Consider the following 23,609-nt stretch of genomic DNA (forward strand, 5'->3'; position numbering starts at 1 on the left):
TTTAGAGAAGTTTTTTTACCCGGCCAACGCTACCATCCTCCAGCCTTACTTTAATGCCATGCGGATGATGACTGGATTTTGTCAGCAGATCCTTTACCACTCCTTCAGTAAGGCGCCCTGTTCTTTGATCTTGCTTAAGTACTATGGCTACTTCTATGCCGGGTTTTATGTTTTTGCGTTCTGTTCCCTCCATAGTCAAATCTAAAAAATAAACCCCTTTGAAATGATATGAAATGGAATTAGTTTTAATCAATTAACAGAATTAGGCGTTTACTAATTTGATCAAGAAACATATGAAGTCGCTTTATCCATATATTTTAGGTGCCGTTTTCATTACAATGGCATGCTCCTCCCCAAAAGAAAAGGCAACCGAGCAGGTGCCTGAGTCTGATACGTTTGATTTGCATGAGGCCATGTTAGGAGAATGGAGAAATGAAAGCCTGGAGGTGACTGTTGAAGGCCCTGAGCGAGATTCTATCATTAAGGTTCCCGTAGGTAAATGGGAAGAGGTTTTTCAGATTAAACCAGTGCGCACTACTTTTAACAGTGATAGTACTTTTACTTCAGAATACCGAAGTTTAGAAGATTCTGGTATTATGGTAAACAACGGCGTATGGTATATTGAAGACGATAGCCTGGTTTATATTAACCGAGGCAAGAAGTTTAAGTATCAGGTGGAATTAGAAGGCGATGAAGCCATTTTTAAAGGATATGTAGATTGGGATGATGACGGGGAGGTTGATGATTTTTATAACGGAAAACAAAAAAAGCAATAGTCGATAATGTTTAGAATTTTTAAAGCCATCATTTTTATTATGGTGATGGTGTTGCTCATATTTGGAGCATCTTACCTATGGAGAGCTTTGCCTATTATCAGCGGTTATGGAGCTAAGAACTTATGTAGTTGTGTTTATGTTTCTGATCGGTTACCTGAGTCTGTAGTGGGGCAGGAGCTAGGCAATTTTCCACTATCTTTAGGCACCTATGAGGTAGATAAATCTGATTCTTCTGCCTATGGTAGCGTATTTGGAATAGCAAAAAGAAAGGCGATATATAGAAAAGGAATAGGCTGTACCCTGATTTCTGAAATATCAGAAGACGAAGTAAGAGGACAGGATCTCGATATTCCTAAACATAAGGTTTTACCGGATAGTCTTATCTGGCCCATAGGCAATGCCACGGTTTATGCAGATTCAAACATGGATCTCGAAGCTTTACACCAAGTATTAGAGGAGGCCTTTGAAGAAACAGATCCTGATAAACCAAAAAACACGAGGGCAGTGGTAGTAGTGCACCAAGGTAAGATTGTAGCGGAGAAGTATGCGCCAGGCTTTCAGATAGGTACTCCACAGTTAGGCTGGTCTATGACTAAAAGTATAACGAATGCTTTGGTAGGTATGCTGGTGAAAGATGGTAAGTTAGATATTTATGAATCGGCACCATTGGCTAGCTGGAGTGGAAGTGATCCTCGTAGAAAAATCACGATTGATCATTTACTGAGGATGAGTAGCGGACTGGAGTGGGAAGAAAATTATGCAGGCCCCAGTACGGCTACGACTATGCTTTTTAGAAAGGAAAATATGGGGGCCTATGCCGCTTCATTTCCCTTGGAAAAACAGCCTGATGAAGAATGGTATTATAGCAGTGGTACCTCCAATATTATTTCTATGATAGTAAGAGATACTGCAGGCAAAGACTATTATGATTTCGTGCACAATCGCCTTTTTAATAAAATAGGAATGACCAGCGCTGTAATAGAGCCAGATGCTTCTGGCACATTTGTAGGGTCATCATATATGTATGCTACTCCGCGTGATTGGGCTAAGTTTGGTCTTCTTTATTTAAATGATGGCGTTTGGCAAGGAGAAAGAATTTTGCCCGAAGGCTGGGTAAATTACTCTTCTACTGCATCTGCCACCGCCAAAGAAGGAAATTATGGCGCTCACTTCTGGACTAATGCAGACCCTGAAGGAAAACCAGGGGAGAGGTTTTACCCTAGTGCACCTGCCAATATGTACAGTATGAATGGTTTTGAAGGACAACGGGTATTTATTTTGCCTTCTCAGGATATGGTAATAGTAAGAATGGGACAAAACAAAAGAGGTAACTTTGATTTCGATGCCTTACTAAAAGGAACTTTGGCTGCATTGAAAGAGAACTGATCCTATTGCAGTTAAGGATTTAAAAAAAGAGAGGGGATCAAATTCTAAATTTGATCCCCTCTCTTTTTCATATAAAAGTCTCCTTAGTATTTAGGTACTGAAGGGTCTATTTCGTCAGACCAGGCTAAAATGCCACCTTTAAGGTTATACAAATTATCCAGGCCATATTTATTTTCCCAATATCTAATGGCTTGTCCGCTACGTGCACCACTGCGGCAGTGTACTACCACTTTTTTATCGCGAGCGATTTTGTCACCAGCATCTGGCTGGTCATTTCTGGGGATTAGCTCCCCGTTTAGATTAGCTACTTCAAATTCATGTGGCTCTCTCACATCAAGAAGCTGAAAATCTTCTCCCGAGTCCATCATTTCTTTAAGTTCCTGTACCGTTATCTCTTTCATTGCTTTTCTTTTTTATTACTTACAATGCTATTCCTAGCTATTGTGTTTATCCTATAAGTGAAATTATTCTTTTAAATTATAAAAGCACAATTTTTTATCTAAAACCTTTTGATTACCAGGTCTGAGATAGTGTCGCCGATAGAAAGTGAAGAAGTGGCTGCCGGAGATGGCGCATTACACACATTAATGGCGTATTCATTTTCCAGTATAAGAAAATCATCTATTAAGCCACCGTCTTTGTCACATGCCTGAGCACGAACGCCTGCTCCACCTGATATGAGATCATCTTCTTCTATTTCAGGCATAAGTTTTTGTAAAGCTTTAGTAAAGGCTGCTTTAGAGAAGGATCTGTACATCTCTCCAAAACCTGTTTTCCAGTATTTTTTAGCTACTTTTTGGAAACCAGGCCATAGTAAAGACTCAGAAAGTTCTTTTAAGCTGATAGCCGTTTTAGTATATCCTTCTCTACTAAACGCAAGTACTGCATTAGGGCCGGCTTCTACACCTCCTTTTATCATTCGCGTGAAATGTACTCCCAGGAATGGGAAGTTAGGATCAGGCACCGGATAAATTAAGTTTTTAACTAAACTTTGCTTGTTAGGGTTTAGCTCATAGTACTCCCCCTCTAAATGGAATAATACGAACATTCAATTTTTGCTGTGTAAATTCAGCTACTTTGTCAGAATAAAGTCCCGCACAGTTAACCACCAAGGTGGTATTATAACTGCCTTTATCAGTTACTACAGTGCTTTCATGGCTTTTAACCTGAATATCTTTTACCTTTTCTCCCAGCCTTATTTCTCCATCCAGCTGTTTGATTTTTTCGGCATACTTTTCAGATACCTCTTTGTAGTCAATGATACCGGTTTGCGGTACAAAAATACCTGCTACCCCATTTACATGAGGTTCATGTTCTCTTAGCTCTTCTTTCTTAAGTACCTTCAGGCCTGTTAGTCCGTTTTGCTGACCTCTTTCATATAAGTTATTCATTAATGGCACTTCTTCTTCTGAAGTAGCCACTACTATCTTACCACAAAGGTCATAAGGGATGTTTTCTGTCTGGCAAAATTCCAGCAGTTGATTATATCCGTTAATACAGTTTGTGGCTTTTAAACTTCCGGGCTTGTAATATAAGCCTGAGTGGATCACGCCACTGTTGTGGCCGGTCTGGTGATGAGCTATATTTGCCTCTTTGTCAAGTATTAATAACTTGAGCTTAGGGTTTTTATTTTTCAGCTTAAGGGCGGTGGCTAAGCCTACTATGCCAGCCCCAATTATAACAATATCGTACTTCAACTGTTAAATGTTCTGGTGAATGCACGAATATAGGACTTGTTTTGCTAAACGGATAAATTTATTAACCCAACCTACTTATTTTCGTGTAAGAATAAAGTTATGCGAAAAAGAAAATCAAACGGGATAGCTACTGTTATCTTTTGTATGGGTGTTCTACTTTGTACATCGTCTTGTGAAGATGACCCATTATTAAAAACTCCATTTGTAATAGTGAGAAGTGCCGCCGATATCCTTCCTGTAAGTGGTAAATGGGTAAAACCAGTTATATATTTTAATGAATTTAGTTTTGATGAACTTTCTTTAAAGAAGAAAAAGAAAAAGTTCATAGATATGCTTTTGCCGTCAGTGCTACAGGTAAAGCATAATATAGCTATAGATAGAAAGCGGATAGGAGACATCATCTGGAGTCAGCAAAATAATGAGCAGGTGCCAGAGGCTGATAGTCTGTTTTTAACAGATTATATGAGTCGGTTTGAAGCCAAAGATGCTAACGATTTATACAATAGGTTAGCAACTCACCCTACCAGTATTGTTCTGGCTCAGGCTGCGGTAGAAAGTGGCTGGGGAACATCACGTTTTTTCGTTGAGGGTAATAATATATTTGGAATATGGTCCTATAGTTCCGAAGAGGAGCGCATGCAAGCACTACACAATAGGGGCGATCAGTCTATTTATGTGAGGAGTTATAAAGATATTAACGGTTCTATTGAAGATTATTTTTATATGCTGGCCAGGTCTTCTGCCTATAAAGAGTTTCGTAAGGAGAGAGTGAAACCCAAAGAGCCTACCAAGTTGACTTATTTCCTTAAAAATTACTCAGAGCTAAGGTACACCTACGTATCAAGGCTCAACATGCTAATCAATAAAAATAACCTGACTCAATATGATTCTTTGACATTAGATCCATCTTATTATCATGAAGGCGAAAAATTACTTCCAAATTAGCAAGCAGGTCTATAGACTCATACTGGTTTTAATTATACTTTCAGGCTGTAGCAGTCCTTCTGAAAAGCAGGTGGAGGCGCAGCATATTGCCAATAAACATAAATCAATTACCTGCTTTGTTTATCATAGGTTTGGAGATGAACGCTACCCTTCTACCAATGTGGATATCTCTACGTTTGAGCAGCACATAAAGTACTTAAAAGAAGAGGAATTTGAAATCATGACGCTTTCGGAAGCTATTGATTATCTTAAAGATGGCTCAAAGGAAAGAAAAATAGCAGTGATTACAGTTGATGACGGATATAAGTCTTTCCAAACAGGAGCAATGCCTTTATTGAAAAAGTATGGAGTTACTGCCACGCTTTTTATCAACACTGAAACAGTTGGAGGCAGCAGTTATATGAGTTGGGAAGATATTCAGGAAGTAAATAAAGAAGGTATAGAGATCGGAAATCATAGTCACTCGCATGGATATTTTCTTAATTATGAGAATGCCATCAGATACAAACATTTTCAGTCTGATGTAGCTCAAGCTCAAAATCTGTTTAAAAAGCATCTTACAGAAGAACCTAAAGTTTTTGCTTACCCTTATGGTGAATATGATCAGGAGATGGAAGATATCATTAAGGAAATGGGGTTTATTGGAGCCGTAGCCCAAAACTCAGGAGTAATGAATTCGTCGTCTGACTTTTATGCGATTCCGAGATTTCCGATGGCTAGTAGCTATGCTTCTTTGAAGGGATTTAAGGAGAAAGCTAAGATGCAGACACTATTTGTACAATCAGAAAAACCAAGCACACCACTATTGAACAATAGTAATCCTCCTGAGCTAAAACTATCTTTTAAAAAGGATGATTTGCAGGTCAATAACCTACAATGTTTTATTCAAGGAGGAGAATGTGATATGAAAGTGACGAAGTCTGATTCGGTAGTGGAGGTTTCTCTAAAAAGTAAAAGTTCTTTAAAAAGAAGAAGAACACTGTATACACTTACAGTTCCTTCAGATGATGGCTCATGGCATTGGTTCAGCCATTTATGGGTTATGCCTTCTGTAAAGGAATAGCTATTTCTGGTTGAAGTCCAGAGCTACTGAATTTAAGCAATATCTGAGGCCGGTAGGTTCGGGGCCATCAGGAAATACATGACCGAGATGACCGCCACATCGGCTGCATACCACCTCTTCTCTTACAATCCCGAGGCTTTTGTCTTTAATAATGGCTATTTTTTCTTCATCTATGGGTTGGTAGAAGCTCGGCCAGCCGGTGCCTGATTCATATTTAGTATCACTGCTAAACAGTTTTTGCTTACAACCAGCACAGGAATAAATGCCTTTTTCTTTATTATCCCAGTATTTTCCAGTAAAAGCGGTTTCTGTGCCTTTGTTTCTAAGTACCTTATATTCTTCTTCAGATAATTGACTTTTCCATTCTGTGGGCGATTTTTCTATTTCAAAACTCAGGGTTGATTTATCTTCTGACTGATCCATATTGGTACATGAAACAAGAAAGGTAAGCAATAAGATTAGTGAAAAATGATGAAATTTCATTTATTTACTTTTTCTTTAAAAGGTTTAGAAAAGTAATAAAGTTCTTGTAGTCAGAATAAAAGTGTTTATCACTAATATTACCTCAGATAAAATTGGTTACTTTACTTCTGCAAACTGGATAAGGAATTAGGTTGCTATTTTTAACTATTTTTTTGAAATTCAATTATTACCAGCTTAATTTAAAGCGTGTATAGTAAAGGCTTAATATAATTCATCTCATGAGAAGGCTTTTTTTTCTGTTATCTCTTCTATCGATAAATTTTGTCGGCTTTGCCCAAAATTATCAGCTACATGCCGTTTACATTTATAGCTTCATACGGTATGTACAATGGCCCTCTTCTACTGAGGAAGGAGATTTTGTGATTGGAATAGTGGGGGATTCCCCCATAATGGCAGAATTAGAAAGAATGGCTGCTGCCAAAAAAGCAGGAACCAGAGATATACAAGTGAAAAAATATACTAATTTAAACGGTCTTGATAATGCAGATATAGTTTTTATATCTAAAGATTATACTGATGATATCTCAGGTATATTGAATAAAATAGGCTCTGCGCATACACTACTTATTACTGAAAAGGAAGGGTTAGGTGTGCAGGGTAGTAATATCAATTTTGTAAAGAAAAACGGAAAACTTGCATTTGAATTGAATAGATCTGCAATGGATAGAGCTGACCTTAAAGTTTCTTCAGAACTTACCAGACTAGCCATTCTGATCTAATTTTTTTTATTTTTTAATTATATGTTATCTCAACCTTATGGGAAAAATAAAATTTAAAATAGGCAATAAAATTTTTGGCGGCTTTTTAGTGCTTATTGTCTTTTTTATCGTTAATGCGGCTATTATATTTATTAACGGTAATAAGATTGATACAGTAGTTAATACGTCTTCAGAAATTATCAGGCCTTCTAAGGAAGCCATTAATGACTTCATCCTTTTAGTGACCAGATCCAAGATGTTAATCACTAACTGGGTTTATTTACAGAGCAATACCGATGATAAGGAAGCCTTAAAAAATCTTCACGAATTTGAATACCCACAACTGAAAGATAAGATCAATAACTTGAAGGTTGAATGGGAAGTAGATAGCCAAAAAGCTTTAATTGATTCTGCGTTCTTAAAGTTTGAAAAGCTTATGACCGTAGAAAAAGACATTATGTCTCAGTTGGTTACATTTGATAATTATGAAGATCCTTTGACCAAATTACTTGCCGAAGACGCAATAGATAGTCAGGTGATTCCTTTAACAGCCTCTATCACTGAAGATCTTGATAAGGTAGCTGTAACTCAACAGAGTGTTACTGAAGATTCAGATGGTGATCTTAAAAGTGCGGCTAGTCAGCTAAGGACTATCACTGTAATTACAGGTGTGATAATCGTTTCACTGAGTTTAATCATAGCCTTTATTATGGCCAGGAATATTACCAAGCCTATTAATTACATCAAGGATATCTTAGTAAAACTTGGTAAAGGAGAGTTAGTAGACGAGAGAAACAGGAAGTTTAGCAATGATGAGATTGGTGAAATGGCTGGGGCTATGGATAACCTGGTTAGCGGCTTAAGGTCTACCACTTTCTTTGCAGAAAATATTGGTAAGGGTAATTATGACTCTGAATTTAAGCCTTTAAGTGAACATGATACTTTAGGTAATGCGCTTATTGAAATGAGAAATAACCTTTATAGAGTAGCTGAAGAAGATAAGAAAAGAAGCTGGTCTACAGAAGGTTTGGCTAAGTTTGGAGATATCCTTAGAAAGAATAATGATAACATAGAGAAGTTATCTGATGATATTATTAGCAATTTAGTGAAATACCTTGGAGCTAACCAAGGAGGTCTTTATATCATAGAAGAAGATGACAGCGCAGATGAACCATATATGGTACTTACAGCCTGCTATGCTTGGGATAAGAAAAAATATATAGATCAAAAAGTATTTAAAGGCGAAGGCCTTGCTGGTCAGGTTTGGTTAGAAAGAGATAGTATCTATTTAACTGAAGTTCCTGATAATTATATTAAAATCACTTCTGGTTTAGGAGATGCAAACCCTAGAAGTGTATTAATAGTGCCTTTAAAAGTGAATGACGAAATCTACGGAGTAGTAGAAGTGGCATCGTTCAAAGACTTTGAAGATTACGAAAAAGAGTTTGTAGAGAAGATTGCTGAAAGTATAGCCTCTACAGTATCATCTGTAAAAATCAATGCGAAAACGCAGAAGCTGTTAGAAGAGTCTCAAGAAATGACCGAGCAAATGCGTTCTCAAGAAGAGGAAATGCGTCAGAATATGGAAGAGTTGCAAGCTACTCAGGAAGAGATGCAGCGTAGCCAGTCCGAGGCAGAAAGCACTATGGATGCCATTAACAGATCTGTTTCTACAGTTGAGTTTGATGAAGAAGGTAAGATCCTTAACGCTAACAGAAACTTCCTTGAGCTTATGGGATACACTCGTGATGAAATATTAGGAGAGTACCATAGAATATTAGTTTCAAAAGATGATAAGAGCTCAGAAGAATATAAATTGTTCTGGAGAGATCTTTCAGCAGGAGTACCTAAAGAAGGTGAATTCAAAAGGCTCACGAAGTCTGGAGAAGTTAAATTCTTAAAAGAAAATTATGCAGCTACAAGACATAGAGATGGTTCGGTAGCTAAGATTATGCTCTTTGCCTATGATGTATCAGAATACAAACTGGCTGGAGTGTAATAACTGGATAATATTAATTCCCATAAAAAAAAGCTGCTCTAATAGAGCAGCTTTTTTTATGGGATATTTTTTTAAATTATTTGGTTAGATCATTAATAATGGCTTGCAGTTCCTGAGCATTTTTAGCCATGTGTTTAGCACCTAATTCGGTGAGTGCTTCGGCATGGCCCGGTAAAATATGACTCGCACCTACAAAGCCTATAACGTACATGCCGGCCTTTACAGCCGCTGTAACCCCAGCTTTACTGTCTTCTACTACCAAACAATTGGCAGGAGCTATATCTATATTTTGAGAGGCGTGTAAATATACATCAGGAGCAGGTTTCGGGTTTGGTACCATCTCCGCAGAAAAATAGCTTTTGTTGAAAACCTCATTAAGCCCTACGTGATTTATTGCTTTTTCTACTTGCCATAAAGCACTATTAGAAACTACTGACTTAGGTAAGGGAATGTTTTTTACTACCTCTGGCATACCTGCTACTGGTCTTAATTGATTATATATTTCAATTTCACATTCATGCATAAGCTTTTGAATGTCTATGTTTTCCGTATTGGCGGACGGAATGGTGCTTAAAATAACGGAGATAAGTTTCCCGGTATAGTCTCTTAAGTATTGATCTAACGATACATCGCAGCCATATTTATTCAATACTTTAGTGACTACCTCTGCGGCTACTATTTCGGTATCAACCAGAACTCCGTCGCAATCAAATATTAAATGCTTGAACATGAAGTAGTAATTTTAAATCTAGATGCTGCAATGATAAATGATTATGGCAACGATAAAGAAATTATTTTCATTAAATTGCATAAAATCATAAAGTATAATTTTGACTTTAAAAGAGGAGTCAAAAAGTGATCTTAAATTGGAATAAATTTGAAGTTTAAAGAGTTGGGCCTTGATGATCGTCTTTTAGAGGGTATCTCGGCCATAGGATTTGAAGATGCCACTCCTGTTCAGGAGCAGGCTATTCCCAAAATCATTTCAGGAAAAGATATTATCGCTTCTGCTCAGACAGGAACGGGTAAGACTGCAGCATTCTTGCTGCCTGTGATCCATCAGATATTGCAGATGGAGGATGACCAGAATAATATAAAGGCCTTAATAATCGTGCCTACCAGAGAGCTGGCTGTACAAATAGATCAGCAGATGGAAGGATTGTCTTATTTTACTTCTGTAAGCTCTATTGCCGTATATGGTGGTGGAGACGGACAGTCGTTTAGTAGAGAGAAATCTGCTTTAACCCAAGGTGCTGACGTGATTATTGGTACACCGGGTAGGCTTATTGCTCACCTGAATTTGGGCTATGTGCAGGTTAGTAACCTAAAATGCCTGGTGCTAGATGAGGCAGATAGAATGCTGGATATGGGTTTTCATGATGATCTTATGAAGATAATTTCATATCTGCCTAAGCAAAGACAAAACCTGATGTTTTCGGCTACTATGCCGCCTAAGATCAGAGATTTAGCCAGGAAGATACTACAGGAACCTGATGAGATCAATATTGCTATTTCTAAACCGGCTGAAAGGGTGGCTCAGGCTGCATTCATATTATATGATAACCAGAAGATACCTTTGGCTAAGTATTTACTTCAAGCCAAGAAGTTACAAAGTGTTATCATATTCTGCAGTACAAAGAATAGCGCCAAGCAATTATCTAAGGAGCTTAAAAAGCTTGAATTTTCAGTAGAGGATATTCACTCAGATCTTGATCAGGGAGAGCGTGAACAAGTGCTAAGAGACTTTAAAAACAAAAAACTAAGCATACTTGTGGCTACTGATATTTTGAGCAGAGGTATAGATGTTGAAGATATTGAGTTGGTAGTCAATTACGATGTGCCTAATGATGGTGAGGATTATATTCACCGAATAGGAAGAACTGCACGAGCAGCATCTAAAGGGGTTGCTTTTACCTTTGTTAATGAGAAGGAACAGAATAAGTTCTATGCTATAGAGCAGTTGTTAGAGACATCAGTGCCCAAAGGAAAGCTTCCTGCGGAAATAGGTGAGGGGCCTGAGTATAAACCAAGAACAGGAAATAGAAGTAAAGGAAAAAGGAAGTACAATTCCAGAAATAAGCGTAAATAAAAAAGTAGTGTGAAAAGGCTATTCACACTACGTTTATTATTTCATGCCATTAAAATCTCTTATAATATGAGTTCACGCTACTTACCAATTGGTCATAAATTGGTCTGGTGAACTCAATAAATAAATCTTGTGGTGGCGGCGGTATTACTTCCTCGTTATTACAGATCTTTATTTGATTGTCAGTTAAAGCTCTTTCGTCACCATTGTAGCTACCCCACTGCGAAACCCAAACAAATTCTCCATTGAATTTATTGTGTATTAACACCGCGTTAGAGTTGGCATCATAAACTCTCATGCTGAATAAGCCTTTAGAGATTACTTCCTTCTTCCAGGTAGTCATCTTAGCTTTTACCGTGTTAAATACATCTACAGAAGTGCCATCTTCAAGTTTTGCCGTTCCTACTTTTACACTGTCTTTGCTAAAGGTTTCAGTGTTTTTAAAAATATGAGTTTCTCCTACGGTAAAGTCATCAAATTGTAACCTCAGGTACTGATCTACATATGGTAAATTCTCTCGTTCCGCTTCTTGAGGATTATAGAACCTTATAAACAAGTTAGATTTGTAATGTGTATGTAAGTACTCTTCTATTTTATCCTGAAAGAAACGAGCACTCAGGTTATATCTGGTAGGCACCGGAATCTGCTCTACTACTACTTTTAAGGTAGCCTGAAATAAAGCTTCTTCTATTCTATTTTCAACATCTTTATAACCAGCTACAAAAGATTGTACATCCATAAAATTGTAATAGGCTTGCTTGGCATCTTCACGAGTGTTTTTAGCCAGAGCACTCATTCCTTCTCTGTAACTTTCTTCTGCGGCCATATCCTGAATTTTAGGCAGCTCATTGTAATAGTTTTTAGGAGATGGAATAACTTTTAATGCACCCGGAGATCTTCTGATCTCTTCATACATATTATTTACCAGGTTATACTTTTGAAGTACGGTTTTGTACTTGTATCTACCGTTGCCAGATAGGGTGTTTTGAATATCTTGCTCCAGTGTACGCATAGCTAGCGGATAACCTGCTCGCAATGTCTCTTTTGATTTTTTATGATCAGGTTTTTGTCGTAATCTGTTTACTGCTTTAATCACAGCTTCATAATAATCTCCTTGCTCCAGTGCTTTCTTACCTGAGGTACAATCGAATAATAAAAAGCTGATAATCAGCAATGAGGAGAATAGGTAAACTTTCTTCATATGTTGATTGTTTCTTTCTATTAATTTAACACAATTAGTGCCAAATTTTTGAATAGATACCAATAACAGTTTTAAAGTAAGCTATGCCTATTTATTCTTCCCTTCATTTACCAATAAGCATAATATCCCAGCTAATATTAAAGAGCCTCCTCCCAATATGAGAGCGAAAATGAATTCACTATCAAAGAAGGTGGTGATTAAAAAGCCTAAAAGGCTGGCAGCTATAATTTGAGGGATCACAATAAAAAAGTTAAAAATACCCATGTAGTAGCCCATTTTCTTTGCTGGTAATGATGACGAAAGCATCGAGTATGGCACTGATAAAATACTGGCCCATGCAAAACCAACACCAGCCATAGATACTAATAACATGTAATGGTTGGTGGTGAAATAAAAGGATATCAGACCAAGTCCACCGCAGCACAAAGCTATTAGGTGAGTATGCCTTCGAGACAATGCTTTGGATATATAGGGGATAATAAGTGCCAATATTGCGGCTACACCATTATACCATGAAAAAAGGAAAGAGACCCAATCGGCTCCTTCATTATAGGCAGCACTGGTAGTGTCAGAAGAGTTAAATATATGACTCGTTACCGCTGAGTTAGTGTAGATCCACATAGTGAAAAGACCGAACCAAGAGAAAAACTGAACATAGGCCAACTGCACCATGGTTTTGGGCATGTGCTGAAAGTCCTGTACAATTTGAATAAAGCCATTGGTAGGACTGTTATTAATCATAAGCAGGCCTGCAACTACATAGGCGATGGCAAAGAAACCAATAACTCCGCATAGTACATATAGCTGAGGGTTTAGGTCAGCCATATAAAACCAAGAGCACAGAGCAATGGTAATGAATAAAAGGGCTAACCCTATTTTTACATAAGTAGCGGGTGCAGTAGTGTTATTGTTGATCAATTCAGCATCTACTTGATCAGTTGTATCTGTATCTTCAGGTGGATATTCTTTAGTGGTAAACACAGTCCACATTACGGCGGTAATAAAAGCAAAGGCTCCTATGTAGAAAGACCATTTAACAGAAGGAGGGATTTGCCCCTCTTCTGCTTGGTTAGAAACCCCTAACCAGTGACTAAAGACCCAGGGGAGGATAGAAGCAACTACGGCACCTACTCCAATGAAAAAGCTTTGCATGGCAAAACCTTGTGTTCTTTGTTCATCAGGTAGCATGTCACCAACAAACGCGCGGAAAGGCTCCATGCTGATGTTAATAGAGCCATCCATAATCCATAGCGTACCAATGGCCACCCATAGAGCGGGGGAGTTAGGCATAATGCAAAGTGCCGCTGTAGCCAGCAGGGCTCCTATGGTAAAATAGGGTCTGCGTCTGCCCCAGGTGGGGTGCCAGGTACGGTCACTGTAGTAACCTATGATGGGTTGAACCACAAGGCCGGTAACCGGAGCTGCCAGCCAGTAAAAGGCCAGGTTTTCAGTATCGGCACCAAGGGTTTCAAAAATTCGACTGGTATTGGCATTTTGTAAGGCAAAACCAAATTGTATGCCTAAAAAGCCAAAACTCATATTCCATATTTGCCAAAAACTAAGTTTAGGTTTTTTTGAAGTAATGGATACACCTTTCATAATTATTCGGCTATTAAAATATGAAACTCAAATGGCTGAAGTTCTAATTGACCATCAGCTTGCAGTGCCAACTCCTCATCTGAAATGTAATCTTTATAATTACCAGCTACGCTACCAGGGGTGGTAATGCTTTGATTTTGATCGCTGAAGTTAATGATAGATATCACTTTATTGTCATCTTTGGTTCTGGAGAAAGACACCACATGGTCATTTTTATCCTGTATTATAACCGGCATAGCACCATATTCACCGCTCCAGAGAGCTGGATTGTCTTTACGTATTTGAACCAGTTTTTTATAAAAAGGCTTAAGTTTTTTAGGATCAGACCAGTCAATAGAGTCTTTATCAAAAAAGGCTAATCTCTTATCCATGCCTACTTCCTGACCGCTATAGATCATCGGAATACCATAGGCTGTGAATACAAATGCGGCAAATGCTTTGTGACCTTCGCCATATCTTTCAAATACGGTGCCTGACCAGGCGTTTTCATCATGATTGGTAGTTAAGGTTAGTCTGTAGGCCTTTTTTCCATATTCGGCCAGATCTTTTTGAACGAAAGTATTTAAGGCTTCAGCAGGCTCTTCTCCTTTAGCTACGGCCTCTGTAAGGTGCAGTAAACCCCAGCTATAAGTTGCCTGAAACTCAAGGTGCATTCTGGGTTGATCCCATTCCGCTAACCAGAAAAGGTCTTTTAATGGGTTAAGCTTAGTAGTGGCTTCTTCCCAGAAGTATAAGGGGATCTCATGGCCTGCATGATCACATCTGAAACCATCGATATCTACTTCTTTAATCCAATACTCCATTTCATCAATCATGGCCTTTCTGGTATCAGGATTGGTATGGTCAAGTAGTGCTATGTCTGTCCAGTCAGCTTCATAAGTGATGTTACCCAAGCTATCTTTTGCATAATATTCGGGGTGAGAAGTGATCCAGGGGTTATCCCAAGAGGTATGGTTAGGTACCCAGTCTAGTATTACTACAAAATCCATATCATGGGCCTTTTTTACCAGAGCCTTAAAGTCATCCATAGTGCCAAATTCTGGGTTAATGGTTCTATAGTCTTGTATGGAATAATAACTGCCCAACGGCCCTTTTCTGTTTTTCTCACCAATGGGTTGAATAGGCATGAACCAAAGCATGTCTACACCAAGGTTTTTCAGCTCCTGTAAATGATCTGAGAATGCATTGAAGGTGCCTTCAGGAGTGAACTGCCTTACGTTCACTTCATAGATAGTCATGTCTTTTGCTCTTTCAGGAAAGGTGATAGCAGTTGACTTCGGTGATTCAACCTGATCGCCTTTTGTCTCTTTTGAGGTGTCTTTTTGGCAAGCACCAATAAAGAGTGTAAGTAGTGTGATTATATATAATGATTGTTTCATGAGGTGTTAATTATTTAGACCATTGAATACTGATGGCCTCTGTAGTATTAGTGAATTCTATGCTTTTAAGTGCTTTAATTTCAGGAACAGTGTTTGGTTCTGTATAAATAGGATCAAAGTTAGATACCGGTTCAATAAAGCGATATTCTTCTTCATTTGCCTTGATTTCTTTACCATTTACTATAAATGATTGATCTTTAAAACCATGAAGACAGAGCTTAATGGTGGAAAATTTAGATAAGTACTTTCCTGTCTGTTTAGAAATTTCTATTCGTTTAGGTGAAAAGTGAATTTTTCTTAAGCAATAATTCTCATCCTGATAGTTGTAGGTTTCGCCATCATCTTCATAATATTCAAATGAATTTGAGTTTTCTCCATAGTAAACATGTAGTTCCATGGTGTCTCCTAAGGTGTTTGTGTTGTTTTTTACAGTTTGAGCCATAGGTATTATGGATGATGCCTTAACGAATAGAGGTAATACATCGAAAGGGCATTCTATGATTTTCTCTTGAGCGCCCTGGGTGAGTTCATCAGAGAAGAAGTGGTACCAATCACCTTCCGGGAAATATATTTTAGTGAAGTCTTTAGTGCTTTCTACAGGAGCTACTAATAATGCTGGACCAAATAAATATTGATTTTGATAGTTCTGTTCATAGATTTTTGAATCATGAGTATAGTCTATCGCCAGGCTGCGAGACAAAGGTACACCGCTTTGTGTGGCCTCATAAAACAGGCTATAGATATATGGAATAAGTCTGTAGCGCAGTTTTATGTAATTTCTGGAAATCTCTTCTACCTCTTCTCCAAAAGCCCATGGTTCAGCATCTCGGGTATTAATGTTACTATGGCCTCTAAAGAAAGGGGAGAAGGCTCCAATTTGAATCCATCTGGCGAATAGTTTTTCGCTGGCATTACCTACAAAACCACCTACATCATAACCGGCGAAAGGAATACCGGTTAGCCCCATGCTATTTACCAGTCGGGCTCCTAACATCATATGCTCATCGCTGGCCGTGTTGTCTCCCGTCCATACAGCAGCATAGCGCTGAATGCCAGAGAAGCCGGCGCGAGTGAGTACGAAAGGCCTTTTATTATTGAGCAGTGATTTGGAACCCTCAAAAGTACTTTTGGCCATAAGGAAGCCATATATATTTCTACCTTTTCGGGCCGTAGACTCTTCTCCTTCAAAGTGAAAGCGGATAAGGTCAGGTAGTTTTTGACCCCAGGTGGCAATCTCATTCATGTCATTCCAAAAGCCATCTATTTCTAAGTCAGTATAAGCAGCAAACTGCTCTTTCCACCAGACTCTGGTTTCTTCTTTTGTGAAGTCAGGGAAATGACACCAGCCCGGCCAAACCTGCCCTTCATATAAAGAGCCATCAGGGTATTTTAAGAATAAGTCTTTGTCTTTAGCCTCCTCATATGATGGATAACCTTCTTCTATTTTAATGCCAGGGTCACACATTACTACTACGTGAAAGCCCATATCTCTGAGCTTTTGTAACATTTGCTGAGGATTGGCAAATTTTTCTTTATCCCAACTGAATATTTTGTAGTTATCCATGTAGTGGATGTCTAAGACTATCACATCAGCTGGAATTTCTCTATCACGAAAATTTTGAGCTATATTAAGTACTTCCTTATCCGGATAGTAACTATACCTACATTGCTGGTAGCCAATACTCCATAGCGGAGGAAGCTCCATGCGTCCGGTAAGGTGCGAGTATGAGCTTATAATATCTTTTACTTCCTCATGGTGGATGAAGTAGTAGTCCATGTCACCACTATCTGCAGAGAAGCTGGAGAAGCGTCTGTTAGAAGCTCCGAAATTGAAATGAGTCTTGTGCGAGTTGTCTAGAAAGATGCCATAACTCAGCTGGTTATGTATGCCAATATAAAAAGGGGTAGAGCAATATAAAGGGTCTGCGTCTTCCGGGTAGCCAAAGTAGTCAGTGTTCCAGTGCTGGTAGCCATGGCCTCGACGATCTAAGGGGCCGGTTTTTTCTCCCAGGCCTATAAATCTTTCACCTTCCTGAAGTTTCTTATAGGTCGTAACCTGTTCACCTATCCAGGAGGTGCCAAAAGTATCATCTTCATTGATTGTTTTGCCATCTGTAGTGAGGAAAGAAAGCCTGGTGCTTGCTTTATCAATTTGCAAAACCAATTCTGAAGTACTTATAATGACTTGTTCATCATTTTCTTCTACTTTAAAATCGATATCGGTTGGCTGTGTAATTACAGAGTACGGGTTGGTGTTCGGTTCTTGCTGAGCTGTAATATGTATTCTGAAAATGTGAGCAGTATAGATGGTGATTTGAAAAGAAGCGTGCGTGGTGGTGCCCTCTATACCATTGGCTTGCTGACTATAATTCAGCAATTTTCCCATGCCATGATCACCCGTTATTTTTTGAGTGTTTACTGTTGAAAGCATATAGTAGTAGCGTTTAAAATGATACCTCAGAAAAGGTGTTTATTCATGATTTTATGTGGTCTAATGTAATGTAAAATCATTGATTAAAGAGTGTATGGCTATTAAAAAGTTACGAAAACGTTTGCGCTTTCGGTTGCAAAGAGAAATCAAGAAAATGATAAAATAAGAAAAGCTCCAAATCTGGAGCTTTTCTTATAAGAGTATTGATAAAGGTAAGTTAGTTTACCCAGTTAAAAAGTTAAATTTAATTGGGCTATTGAAGGCAATAGGTGAGCTAGCATTTTTCAAGGGAATAGCTAGTCGTTTGAAAACCCATAAAGCTAAAAATTAGTTTATCCTTTGGAGTGTTGAGTTTTATCTTGAATGAGCCATCGATTGAAGATACTGATCCTTGATTAGTACCTTCAATTACTATGTTGGTACCAGCTAGCGGTTTGCCTTCTCTGTTCATAACGGTGCCATATACAGTGAGGCCATCATGTTTAATGTCTAGTTTTATTTGGCTTTCTCCACTGTTAAACATTTCGTATAAGTTTATGCTTGATTGGTTATCATCATTGTCATCCAAGGCGAAAGTGATTGGCAGAACCAACTTTTGTTTAACTTTTACACCTCGTTGCATGCCTGGCTTCCAGGTGATCTCCTCGCTTGTAGCGCTTATTGCTCTAATTGCTTCCTGGTCACAGCCGGCACCTATTCCTTTCACTACTTTAGGATTAGTAAGTGTTCCGTTTTCATCAATAACAAATTGAACGAATACTTTTCCTTCTATACCAACAGTTCTGGCTTGTTGTGGATATTGAATGGTTTGAGCTATTTTCTGATATAGGTTGTCATAACCACCATCTGGCATAGCAGGGTCTTCTACAATTGTAAATACATCATCGTCTTGTCCATTGGCAGCATCAGCTATTTGTTCTAAAGGACCGTTTTGATTGACAATAACTCCGATCATGCCTCGGTCTTTATATACTTTAATATATGCAATAGTTTTGGGATCAAGGCTTTTTAGCTTGTTCATGGATTCATTATTCTCTGAGTCAGTTTCCATGTAGGTGAAGTTTGCATCAGGGTATTTCTCTTGAAGTTTGACAAGCTCCGGTTGGAGGTCTGCTGGTACTTCACTTTGGTGTGCCGTAGACATAGCATCTGTTACCTCGTTTGCTACATCATCGTTACAACTAATATTAATAAATAGTATGGTAACAATAGGAATTAGGGCTAGCCATTTCCATGTTTTGAATTTAGTTACTGGGGTGTTCATCATTTTTATTCGATTTAAAGTGAATGATTTGTTAAAATGGTGTGCCAGCCCCAGGCTCATTTGGTTTAGAGTCATTTTAGCAAGTATATGACTATAATATTCTTTAGATGTGTTTTTTATTATATGCTTATCGGCAAGGTATTCATGCGTGTTTTGTAACCTCACCTTAAAGATCCAGGCTACAGGATTAATCCAGAAAATAATTTTGATTAGCTCAAAAAGCATGATGTCCCAGCTGTGCTTTTGCCTGATATGAACCAGTTCATGATCTATAACCTTTTGCTTTTCATCATCACTCAACTTCACACTGTTGTCATAGAAGAGTAGTTTGAAAAAGGCAAAGGTGGGTAACTGTCCATCCGTAGGGATAAAAGTGAAATCCTCTTGTTTAAAAGCCTTTTTTATCTTACTAAGCCTCAGTATTTGCCATATCTGGAATGAAAAGACCGTAAGCAGAATAACACTTACTAATAAATAGAGTATAGAAAGAATGTTCCACCAGTTATAGGAACTAAGGGTAGATAAGAAGGAGATATTGTCTCCATTGCCTATTACTATTAGTTCTGGTAGTACAAATGTGTTCTGAATGCTTTTTATCACACCAGAGCCACTGGTGCTCTGTTCAGTCATAAAGTTACCCAAATGGAGTAGAGGTAAAACTACTGCTAAAACGGCTGACCCAATGAGAAAAAATCTTATAAAAATATGATGATTATCCTTCTTGAGACAGAAGAAGTAGAAGAGGCCAAATGCCAATAGGCATATGTTGGCTTCTGCAAAATAGCTAATTATACTATTCATCTTTTTCTTGTTTTAGGTCATGTTTTACGTGCTTCATAAGCTCATCCATGTCATTGATATCAAGATCATTTTCTTTAGCAAAAAAGGATACCAACTTTTCAAATGAACCATTAAAATACCCTGAAAGAAAGTTATTAAAGTAAAATTTACTGTAGTTGCTTTTTTCAATAATAGGGTAGTATTCGTAGGTTTTACCGTAGGCTTTATGATGTACAAAACCTTTTTGTTCTAATATTCTGATTATGGTAGATACAGTATTATAGGCAGGTTTTGGGGCTGGCATTTTTTCTATAATGTCCTTTACAAATGCTTTTTTTAGCTGCCATAAAATCTGCATCACCTGTTCTTCTGCTTTTGTTAGTTCTTTCATTTGTTTATATTATTCGCGAATATGAAAGCTAATATAAAACTAATTATTTAGTTTATCAACTATAAATTTAGTTAATATAGATATGAAATTTCTTCTAATATGATAACAGACTGTAAATCATTGGTATTGGGTGAAGCAGTAGGAGATGATGTTAGCACCCATTTTCAGTGCTTCCTGCCTTTTTTCTTCAGGATCGTTATAAATGGATTGGTCTTCCCAGCCGTTGCCCAAGTCACTTTCATAGCTATAGAAGCATACTAAGCGGCCTTTATAAATTAGGCCAAAACCCTGAGCGGGTTTACCATCATGCTCATGCACTTTAGGTAGACCATTTTGGAAATCATATTTTTGATGATAAATAGGGTGGTCGAAGGGCAGTTCTACAAATTCCAGTTCAGGAAACACCTTCTTCATTTCTAACCTTATAAATTGATCGAGGCCGTAGTTATCATCAACGTGTAAAAAGCCACCTGCTTCCAGATACTTTCTTAGGTTTTGTGCTTCGTTATCGGTGAAAACCACATTTCCATGCCCAGTCATATATAGGTAAGGGTAGAGGAAAATATCAGGACTACCTACTTCTACAAATTCATCTTCCGCGTATAAATTGGTGTTGAGGTTCTTGTTGCAAAAATCAATCAGGTTAGGTAAAGCGGTTTTGTTACCATACCAGTCGCCTCCTCCATTATATTTTAGTTTGGCTATTTTTATCTGATTCTGTCCGTGTAGTGTTCCTGATAAAATAACGAGTAACGCAAATGTGATGATCTTTTTCATAGGCATATCTTACTGTAAAATAAAATAATCTTTTGTAGACTCTAAAAGTTTTTGACGCTTTATTGAATATCAGTGCAGTTGGTCAAAACCAAACAAACCGATAATTTTGAAGTAAAATAACAGTTTTGGATTCTACCAGTGTCATAATAAATATAAGGAAACTAGTTCGCCATGTTAATCTGGAATCGAAAAGGATACAGAAAAATTATGGTATAAGTATGCCTCAGTTGCTCACTCTAAAGTATTTACAGCGGCAGGAGGGATGTAAGGCTACCCATGGGCAGATATCAAAGTATCTTAATTTAAACAATAGCACTGTCACAGGTATAGTCAACCGGCTTACCCTGAAAGGACTTTTAAGTAAAGAGCAGGATGTTAAAGATAAGAGAATAGTATATGCACTGCTTACCGAGCAAGGTAAAATGACACTAAGTGGTACTCCGCAGCTTATGCATGATGAGTTAACGGCTAAACTTTCTAATCTTACTCCCAAGAAGTTGCAACAGATAGAACAGGCCTTTCAATTGGTTATTGAAGTGATAGGAATTCAGGATATTGAGCCAAATCCGTTGTATGGAACCGATGATGTAGAGCCCATAACAGATAAATAGCATAGATTTCATGGTATAATCCTTATTGAATGCCTAAAAAATGGCATTTATCATCTCATATCCATACTTTTGCAGCCAATTAGTTTCTGTAGAAAATAATTTCCATATGCACGCAATTGATCTGGTGATTTTTGCCGTATACATGCTACTGATGTTAGGTGTAGGCTTTTTCTTCCTAAAGAAAAATAAAAACACAGATGATTATTACGTAGGAGGAAGAACCATGAGCCCTTGGCACGTAGGACTTTCAGTAGTGGCTACTGATGTGGGCGGAGGCTTTTCTATTGGTTTAGGAGGCCTGGGTTTTACTATGGGGATTTCCGGCTCATGGATGCTATTTACAGGACTCATAGGAGCATGGCTGGCTGCCGTGGTGCTTATACCTAAAGTGAGCAAGCTGTCGCAGGATTTAAATCTGCTAACCTTTCCTCAAATTTTCGGACATCATTATAATAAGCATGTGGCCTTGCTGGCTGGTATAATTTCAGCGATTGGTTATTTAGGCTTCACTAGTTCTCAAATATTAGCTGGAGCTAAGTTGGCTTCAGCCTCATTTGTAGAGCTAGATATGAATATGGCTCTTATAATAATGGGGGTTATAGCTATAGTATATACCGTAATGGGCGGTATGAAAGCTGTTATTTATACAGATACCATTCAGTGGATAATACTTATGTCTGGGCTGGTGTTTATTGGCTTGCCTTTAGGCTATACGGCTATTGGTGGCTATGGTGCCATAGAACAGACGCTTTCGGCTGATTACCTTTCTATGACTAACCTAAGTTGGCAAACTTTTGTGAATTGGGGAATAACCATAATACCTATCTGGTTTGTAGGTATGACCTTATATCAGAGAATTTATAGTTGTAAAAGCGAAAAGGATGCTAAAAAGGCCTGGTTTATTGCTGGTTTATTCGAGTGGCCCATTATGGCTTTTATGGGAGTGCTATTAGGTCTTTTCGCTCGTGTGGGTGCAGAACAAGGTATGTTTGAACACTTAGGCTATGAAACTGTTGCTTCTTTAGATGCAGAAATGGGATTACCGCTATTACTAAGAACGGTGCTACCTGTAGGACTTATGGGGTTAATGATGTCGGCTTACTTTTCAGCAATCATGTCTACGGCAGACAGCTGCCTAATGGCCGCATCAGGTAATTTGCTTACTGATGTTTTTGGCAAATACTTCCATGTAAACAAAAGTGATAAGAGCATATTAAGAACCTCTCAGGTACTTACTCTGGTAGTAGGAGTAGCAGCACTTATTTTGGCAACCTATATGAAAAATGTATTGGAACTTATGTTATATTCCTATGCGTTTATGGTTTCAGGCTTATTTGTGCCGATTCTGGTAGCATTGTTTATAAAAAATAGTAGCTCATTAGCTGCATTTTCGGCTATGCTAACCGGAGGAGTGGTCACCTTGGTTTTAATTCTTACGTCTACCGAATTACCATTTGACCTTGATGCCAATATCTATGGAATAGCAGCCTCTGCTTTAGTGTTTTTTACAGTAAACACAGTGAGAAAAAACAGAAGGTAGAATTAAATTAAACTAATGAATAAAGTACAAGTTAATATAAATAAAGACACACAATATATGATTCAGTATAATATCCTCAGACCTGCCAACACTGTAGGGCTCATTCAACGAGAAGAGGTGGCTAATTTTTTGTTTAAGCATTTGGATCAGTATGGGGATCCGAAAGAAGATATTTCAAAAGCAATTGATTACGCTTTGAATACAGGCGTTACCCCCGGCGGGTTTGTAGTTACTGCCCGTAAAGATGGTAAAGTAATAGGTGCCGTGGTAGTAAACAGAACCGGCATGAAAGGATATATACCAGAAAATATATTGGTTTATATAGCTATGGATCGTGATTATAGAGGACAAGGCATTGGTAAAGAATTAATGAATAAAGCCATTGCTCATGCAGAAGGAGCCATAGCACTGCATGTGGAGCCTGATAATCCTGCCAAAATTTTATACGAGAAACTTGGTTTTACTAATAAGTATTTAGAAATGAGGCTTCAAAAGTAAGCCTG

The 23,609-nt window shown here is 38.1% G+C and carries 21 protein-coding genes and 1 pseudogene; 10 read left to right on the forward strand and 12 right to left on the reverse strand.

Annotation, left to right across the window (positions count from 1 at the left end; genetic code table 11):
- Window position 1: 1 nt before the first annotated feature.
- Entirely contained in the window at window positions 2–193 is a 192-nt protein-coding gene (locus LVD15_RS18380; RefSeq protein WP_233780984.1) for a YwbE family protein, read from the reverse strand.
- 100 nt (window positions 194–293) lie between these two features.
- On the opposite strand from LVD15_RS18380, the gene LVD15_RS18385 reads away from it, so the two are divergent.
- Window positions 294–776, forward strand: a complete 483-nt coding sequence (locus tag LVD15_RS18385) for a hypothetical protein (protein ID WP_233776678.1) — start codon at window positions 294–296, stop codon at window positions 774–776.
- Window positions 777–782: 6 nt separating this feature from the next.
- Entirely contained in the window at window positions 783–2,162 is a 1,380-nt protein-coding gene (locus LVD15_RS18390; protein WP_233776679.1) for a serine hydrolase domain-containing protein, read from the forward strand.
- Between the two features lie 83 nt (window positions 2,163–2,245).
- On the opposite strand, the gene LVD15_RS18395 is transcribed toward LVD15_RS18390, so the two are convergent.
- Window positions 2,246–2,563: a rhodanese-like domain-containing protein gene (locus LVD15_RS18395; protein WP_233776680.1), complete on the reverse strand. Its 318-nt coding sequence runs from the start codon at window positions 2,561–2,563 to the stop codon at window positions 2,246–2,248.
- 98 nt (window positions 2,564–2,661) lie between these two features.
- A pseudogene (lhgD, locus tag LVD15_RS18400) lies at window positions 2,662–3,859 on the reverse strand (L-2-hydroxyglutarate dehydrogenase).
- A 99-nt stretch (window positions 3,860–3,958) separates the two neighbouring features.
- Between lhgD and LVD15_RS18405 the strand changes: the two are divergent.
- Both LVD15_RS18405 and LVD15_RS18410 read left to right on the forward strand, forming a co-directional pair.
- Window positions 3,959–4,804: a glucosaminidase domain-containing protein gene (locus tag LVD15_RS18405; protein ID WP_233776681.1), complete on the forward strand. Its 846-nt coding sequence runs from the start codon at window positions 3,959–3,961 to the stop codon at window positions 4,802–4,804.
- On the forward strand, window positions 4,776–5,867 hold the full coding sequence (locus LVD15_RS18410) for a polysaccharide deacetylase family protein (RefSeq protein WP_233776682.1): 1,092 nt from the start codon (window positions 4,776–4,778) through the stop codon (window positions 5,865–5,867). Before LVD15_RS18405 ends, LVD15_RS18410 begins: the two co-directional genes overlap by 29 nt.
- Here the strand turns inward: LVD15_RS18410 and msrB are convergent, their stop codons facing one another.
- Window positions 5,868–6,350: a peptide-methionine (R)-S-oxide reductase MsrB gene (gene msrB, locus LVD15_RS18415; RefSeq protein WP_233776683.1), complete on the reverse strand. Its 483-nt coding sequence runs from the start codon at window positions 6,348–6,350 to the stop codon at window positions 5,868–5,870.
- Between the two features lie 218 nt (window positions 6,351–6,568).
- Here msrB and LVD15_RS18420 point away from each other — a divergent pair, with 218 nt between their 5' ends.
- Complete coding sequence (locus tag LVD15_RS18420; RefSeq protein ID WP_233776684.1) at window positions 6,569–7,069, forward strand: YfiR family protein; 501 nt, start codon at window positions 6,569–6,571, stop codon at window positions 7,067–7,069.
- A 37-nt stretch (window positions 7,070–7,106) separates the two neighbouring features.
- The gene (locus LVD15_RS27010; RefSeq protein WP_305038969.1) at window positions 7,107–9,047 is read left to right on the forward strand and encodes a PAS domain S-box protein; all 1,941 of its coding nucleotides are present in this window, start codon (window positions 7,107–7,109) and stop codon (window positions 9,045–9,047) included.
- Window positions 9,048–9,123: 76 nt separating this feature from the next.
- On the opposite strand, the gene LVD15_RS18435 is transcribed toward LVD15_RS27010, so the two are convergent.
- Window positions 9,124–9,777, reverse strand: coding sequence for an HAD family hydrolase (locus LVD15_RS18435; RefSeq protein ID WP_233776685.1), 654 nt, complete (start codon window positions 9,775–9,777; stop codon window positions 9,124–9,126).
- 147 nt (window positions 9,778–9,924) lie between these two features.
- Between LVD15_RS18435 and LVD15_RS18440 the strand changes: the two genes are divergently transcribed.
- Window positions 9,925–11,136 (forward strand): DEAD/DEAH box helicase, encoded by a 1,212-nt coding sequence (locus tag LVD15_RS18440; RefSeq protein WP_233776686.1) that lies wholly within the window; start codon window positions 9,925–9,927, stop codon window positions 11,134–11,136.
- A gap of 49 nt (window positions 11,137–11,185) precedes the next feature.
- Here the strand turns inward: LVD15_RS18440 and LVD15_RS18445 are convergent, their stop codons facing one another.
- The 7 genes from LVD15_RS18445 to LVD15_RS18475 form a co-directional block, all read right to left on the reverse strand.
- Window positions 11,186–12,334 carry a hypothetical protein gene (locus tag LVD15_RS18445; protein ID WP_233776687.1) on the reverse strand — a complete coding sequence of 383 codons (1,149 nt, stop codon included), beginning with the start codon at window positions 12,332–12,334 and terminating at the stop codon, window positions 11,186–11,188.
- A gap of 87 nt (window positions 12,335–12,421) precedes the next feature.
- On the reverse strand, window positions 12,422–13,933 hold the full coding sequence (locus tag LVD15_RS18450) for an MFS transporter (protein ID WP_233776688.1): 1,512 nt from the start codon (window positions 13,931–13,933) through the stop codon (window positions 12,422–12,424).
- A 2-nt stretch (window positions 13,934–13,935) separates the two neighbouring features.
- Window positions 13,936–15,312, reverse strand: a complete 1,377-nt coding sequence (locus LVD15_RS18455) for an alpha-amylase family glycosyl hydrolase (RefSeq protein ID WP_233776689.1) — start codon at window positions 15,310–15,312, stop codon at window positions 13,936–13,938.
- Window positions 15,313–15,322: 10 nt separating this feature from the next.
- The gene (locus LVD15_RS18460; RefSeq protein ID WP_233776690.1) at window positions 15,323–17,743 is read right to left on the reverse strand and encodes a glycoside hydrolase family 31 protein; all 2,421 of its coding nucleotides are present in this window, start codon (window positions 17,741–17,743) and stop codon (window positions 15,323–15,325) included.
- Between the two features lie 274 nt (window positions 17,744–18,017).
- The gene (locus LVD15_RS18465; protein WP_233776691.1) at window positions 18,018–19,808 is read right to left on the reverse strand and encodes a TonB family protein; all 1,791 of its coding nucleotides are present in this window, start codon (window positions 19,806–19,808) and stop codon (window positions 18,018–18,020) included.
- The gene (locus tag LVD15_RS18470; protein ID WP_233776692.1) at window positions 19,801–20,178 is read right to left on the reverse strand and encodes a BlaI/MecI/CopY family transcriptional regulator; all 378 of its coding nucleotides are present in this window, start codon (window positions 20,176–20,178) and stop codon (window positions 19,801–19,803) included. Before LVD15_RS18470 ends, LVD15_RS18465 begins: the two co-directional genes overlap by 8 nt.
- Window positions 20,179–20,295: 117 nt before the next feature.
- Window positions 20,296–20,955: a DUF4159 domain-containing protein gene (locus LVD15_RS18475; RefSeq protein ID WP_233776693.1), complete on the reverse strand. Its 660-nt coding sequence runs from the start codon at window positions 20,953–20,955 to the stop codon at window positions 20,296–20,298.
- A gap of 125 nt (window positions 20,956–21,080) precedes the next feature.
- Between LVD15_RS18475 and LVD15_RS18480 the strand changes: the two genes are divergently transcribed.
- The 3 genes from LVD15_RS18480 (at window position 21,081) to LVD15_RS18490 (ending at window position 23,604) form a co-directional block, all read left to right on the forward strand.
- Window positions 21,081–21,566 (forward strand): MarR family winged helix-turn-helix transcriptional regulator, encoded by a 486-nt coding sequence (locus tag LVD15_RS18480; protein WP_441708369.1) that lies wholly within the window; start codon window positions 21,081–21,083, stop codon window positions 21,564–21,566.
- 106 nt (window positions 21,567–21,672) lie between these two features.
- A complete protein-coding gene (locus tag LVD15_RS18485) occupies window positions 21,673–23,106 on the forward strand; it encodes a sodium:solute symporter family protein (RefSeq protein ID WP_233780985.1) in 1,434 nt (477 codons plus the stop codon).
- A 57-nt stretch (window positions 23,107–23,163) separates the two neighbouring features.
- On the forward strand, window positions 23,164–23,604 hold the full coding sequence (locus LVD15_RS18490) for a GNAT family N-acetyltransferase (protein WP_233780986.1): 441 nt from the start codon (window positions 23,164–23,166) through the stop codon (window positions 23,602–23,604).
- Window positions 23,605–23,609 lie beyond the last annotated feature (5 nt).

Origin of the sequence: Fulvivirga maritima (genome assembly GCF_021389955.1) — a bacterium.
In the GTDB taxonomy this organism is placed as follows: domain Bacteria; phylum Bacteroidota; class Bacteroidia; order Cytophagales; family Cyclobacteriaceae; genus Fulvivirga; species Fulvivirga maritima.

Excerpts from the sequence above, each read along its gene's own strand:
- LVD15_RS18490 (WP_233780986.1), top strand. The coding sequence starts at position 23,164 with ATGATTCAGTATAATATCCTCAGACCTGCCAACACTGTAGGGCTCATT.
- LVD15_RS18390 (WP_233776679.1), top strand. The coding sequence starts at position 783 with ATGTTTAGAATTTTTAAAGCCATCATTTTTATTATGGTGATGGTGTTG.
- LVD15_RS18385 (WP_233776678.1), top strand. The coding sequence starts at position 294 with ATGAAGTCGCTTTATCCATATATTTTAGGTGCCGTTTTCATTACAATG.
- LVD15_RS18380 (WP_233780984.1), bottom strand. The coding sequence starts at position 193 with ATGGAGGGAACAGAACGCAAAAACATAAAACCCGGCATAGAAGTAGCC.
- LVD15_RS18470 (WP_233776692.1), bottom strand. The coding sequence starts at position 20,178 with ATGAAAGAACTAACAAAAGCAGAAGAACAGGTGATGCAGATTTTATGG.
- LVD15_RS27010 (WP_305038969.1), top strand. The coding sequence starts at position 7,107 with ATGGGAAAAATAAAATTTAAAATAGGCAATAAAATTTTTGGCGGCTTT.
- LVD15_RS18420 (WP_233776684.1), top strand. The coding sequence starts at position 6,569 with ATGAGAAGGCTTTTTTTTCTGTTATCTCTTCTATCGATAAATTTTGTC.
- LVD15_RS18460 (WP_233776690.1), bottom strand. The coding sequence starts at position 17,743 with ATGCTTTCAACAGTAAACACTCAAAAAATAACGGGTGATCATGGCATG.
- LVD15_RS18410 (WP_233776682.1), top strand. The coding sequence starts at position 4,776 with ATGAAGGCGAAAAATTACTTCCAAATTAGCAAGCAGGTCTATAGACTC.
- LVD15_RS18395 (WP_233776680.1), bottom strand. The coding sequence starts at position 2,563 with ATGAAAGAGATAACGGTACAGGAACTTAAAGAAATGATGGACTCGGGA.
- LVD15_RS18435 (WP_233776685.1), bottom strand. The coding sequence starts at position 9,777 with ATGTTCAAGCATTTAATATTTGATTGCGACGGAGTTCTGGTTGATACC.
- LVD15_RS18445 (WP_233776687.1), bottom strand. The coding sequence starts at position 12,334 with ATGAAGAAAGTTTACCTATTCTCCTCATTGCTGATTATCAGCTTTTTA.
- msrB (WP_233776683.1), bottom strand. The coding sequence starts at position 6,350 with ATGAAATTTCATCATTTTTCACTAATCTTATTGCTTACCTTTCTTGTT.
- LVD15_RS18405 (WP_233776681.1), top strand. The coding sequence starts at position 3,959 with ATGCGAAAAAGAAAATCAAACGGGATAGCTACTGTTATCTTTTGTATG.
- LVD15_RS18475 (WP_233776693.1), bottom strand. The coding sequence starts at position 20,955 with ATGAAAAAGATCATCACATTTGCGTTACTCGTTATTTTATCAGGAACA.
- LVD15_RS18465 (WP_233776691.1), bottom strand. The coding sequence starts at position 19,808 with ATGAATAGTATAATTAGCTATTTTGCAGAAGCCAACATATGCCTATTG.
- LVD15_RS18455 (WP_233776689.1), bottom strand. The coding sequence starts at position 15,312 with ATGAAACAATCATTATATATAATCACACTACTTACACTCTTTATTGGT.
- LVD15_RS18450 (WP_233776688.1), bottom strand. The coding sequence starts at position 13,933 with ATGAAAGGTGTATCCATTACTTCAAAAAAACCTAAACTTAGTTTTTGG.
- LVD15_RS18485 (WP_233780985.1), top strand. The coding sequence starts at position 21,673 with ATGCACGCAATTGATCTGGTGATTTTTGCCGTATACATGCTACTGATG.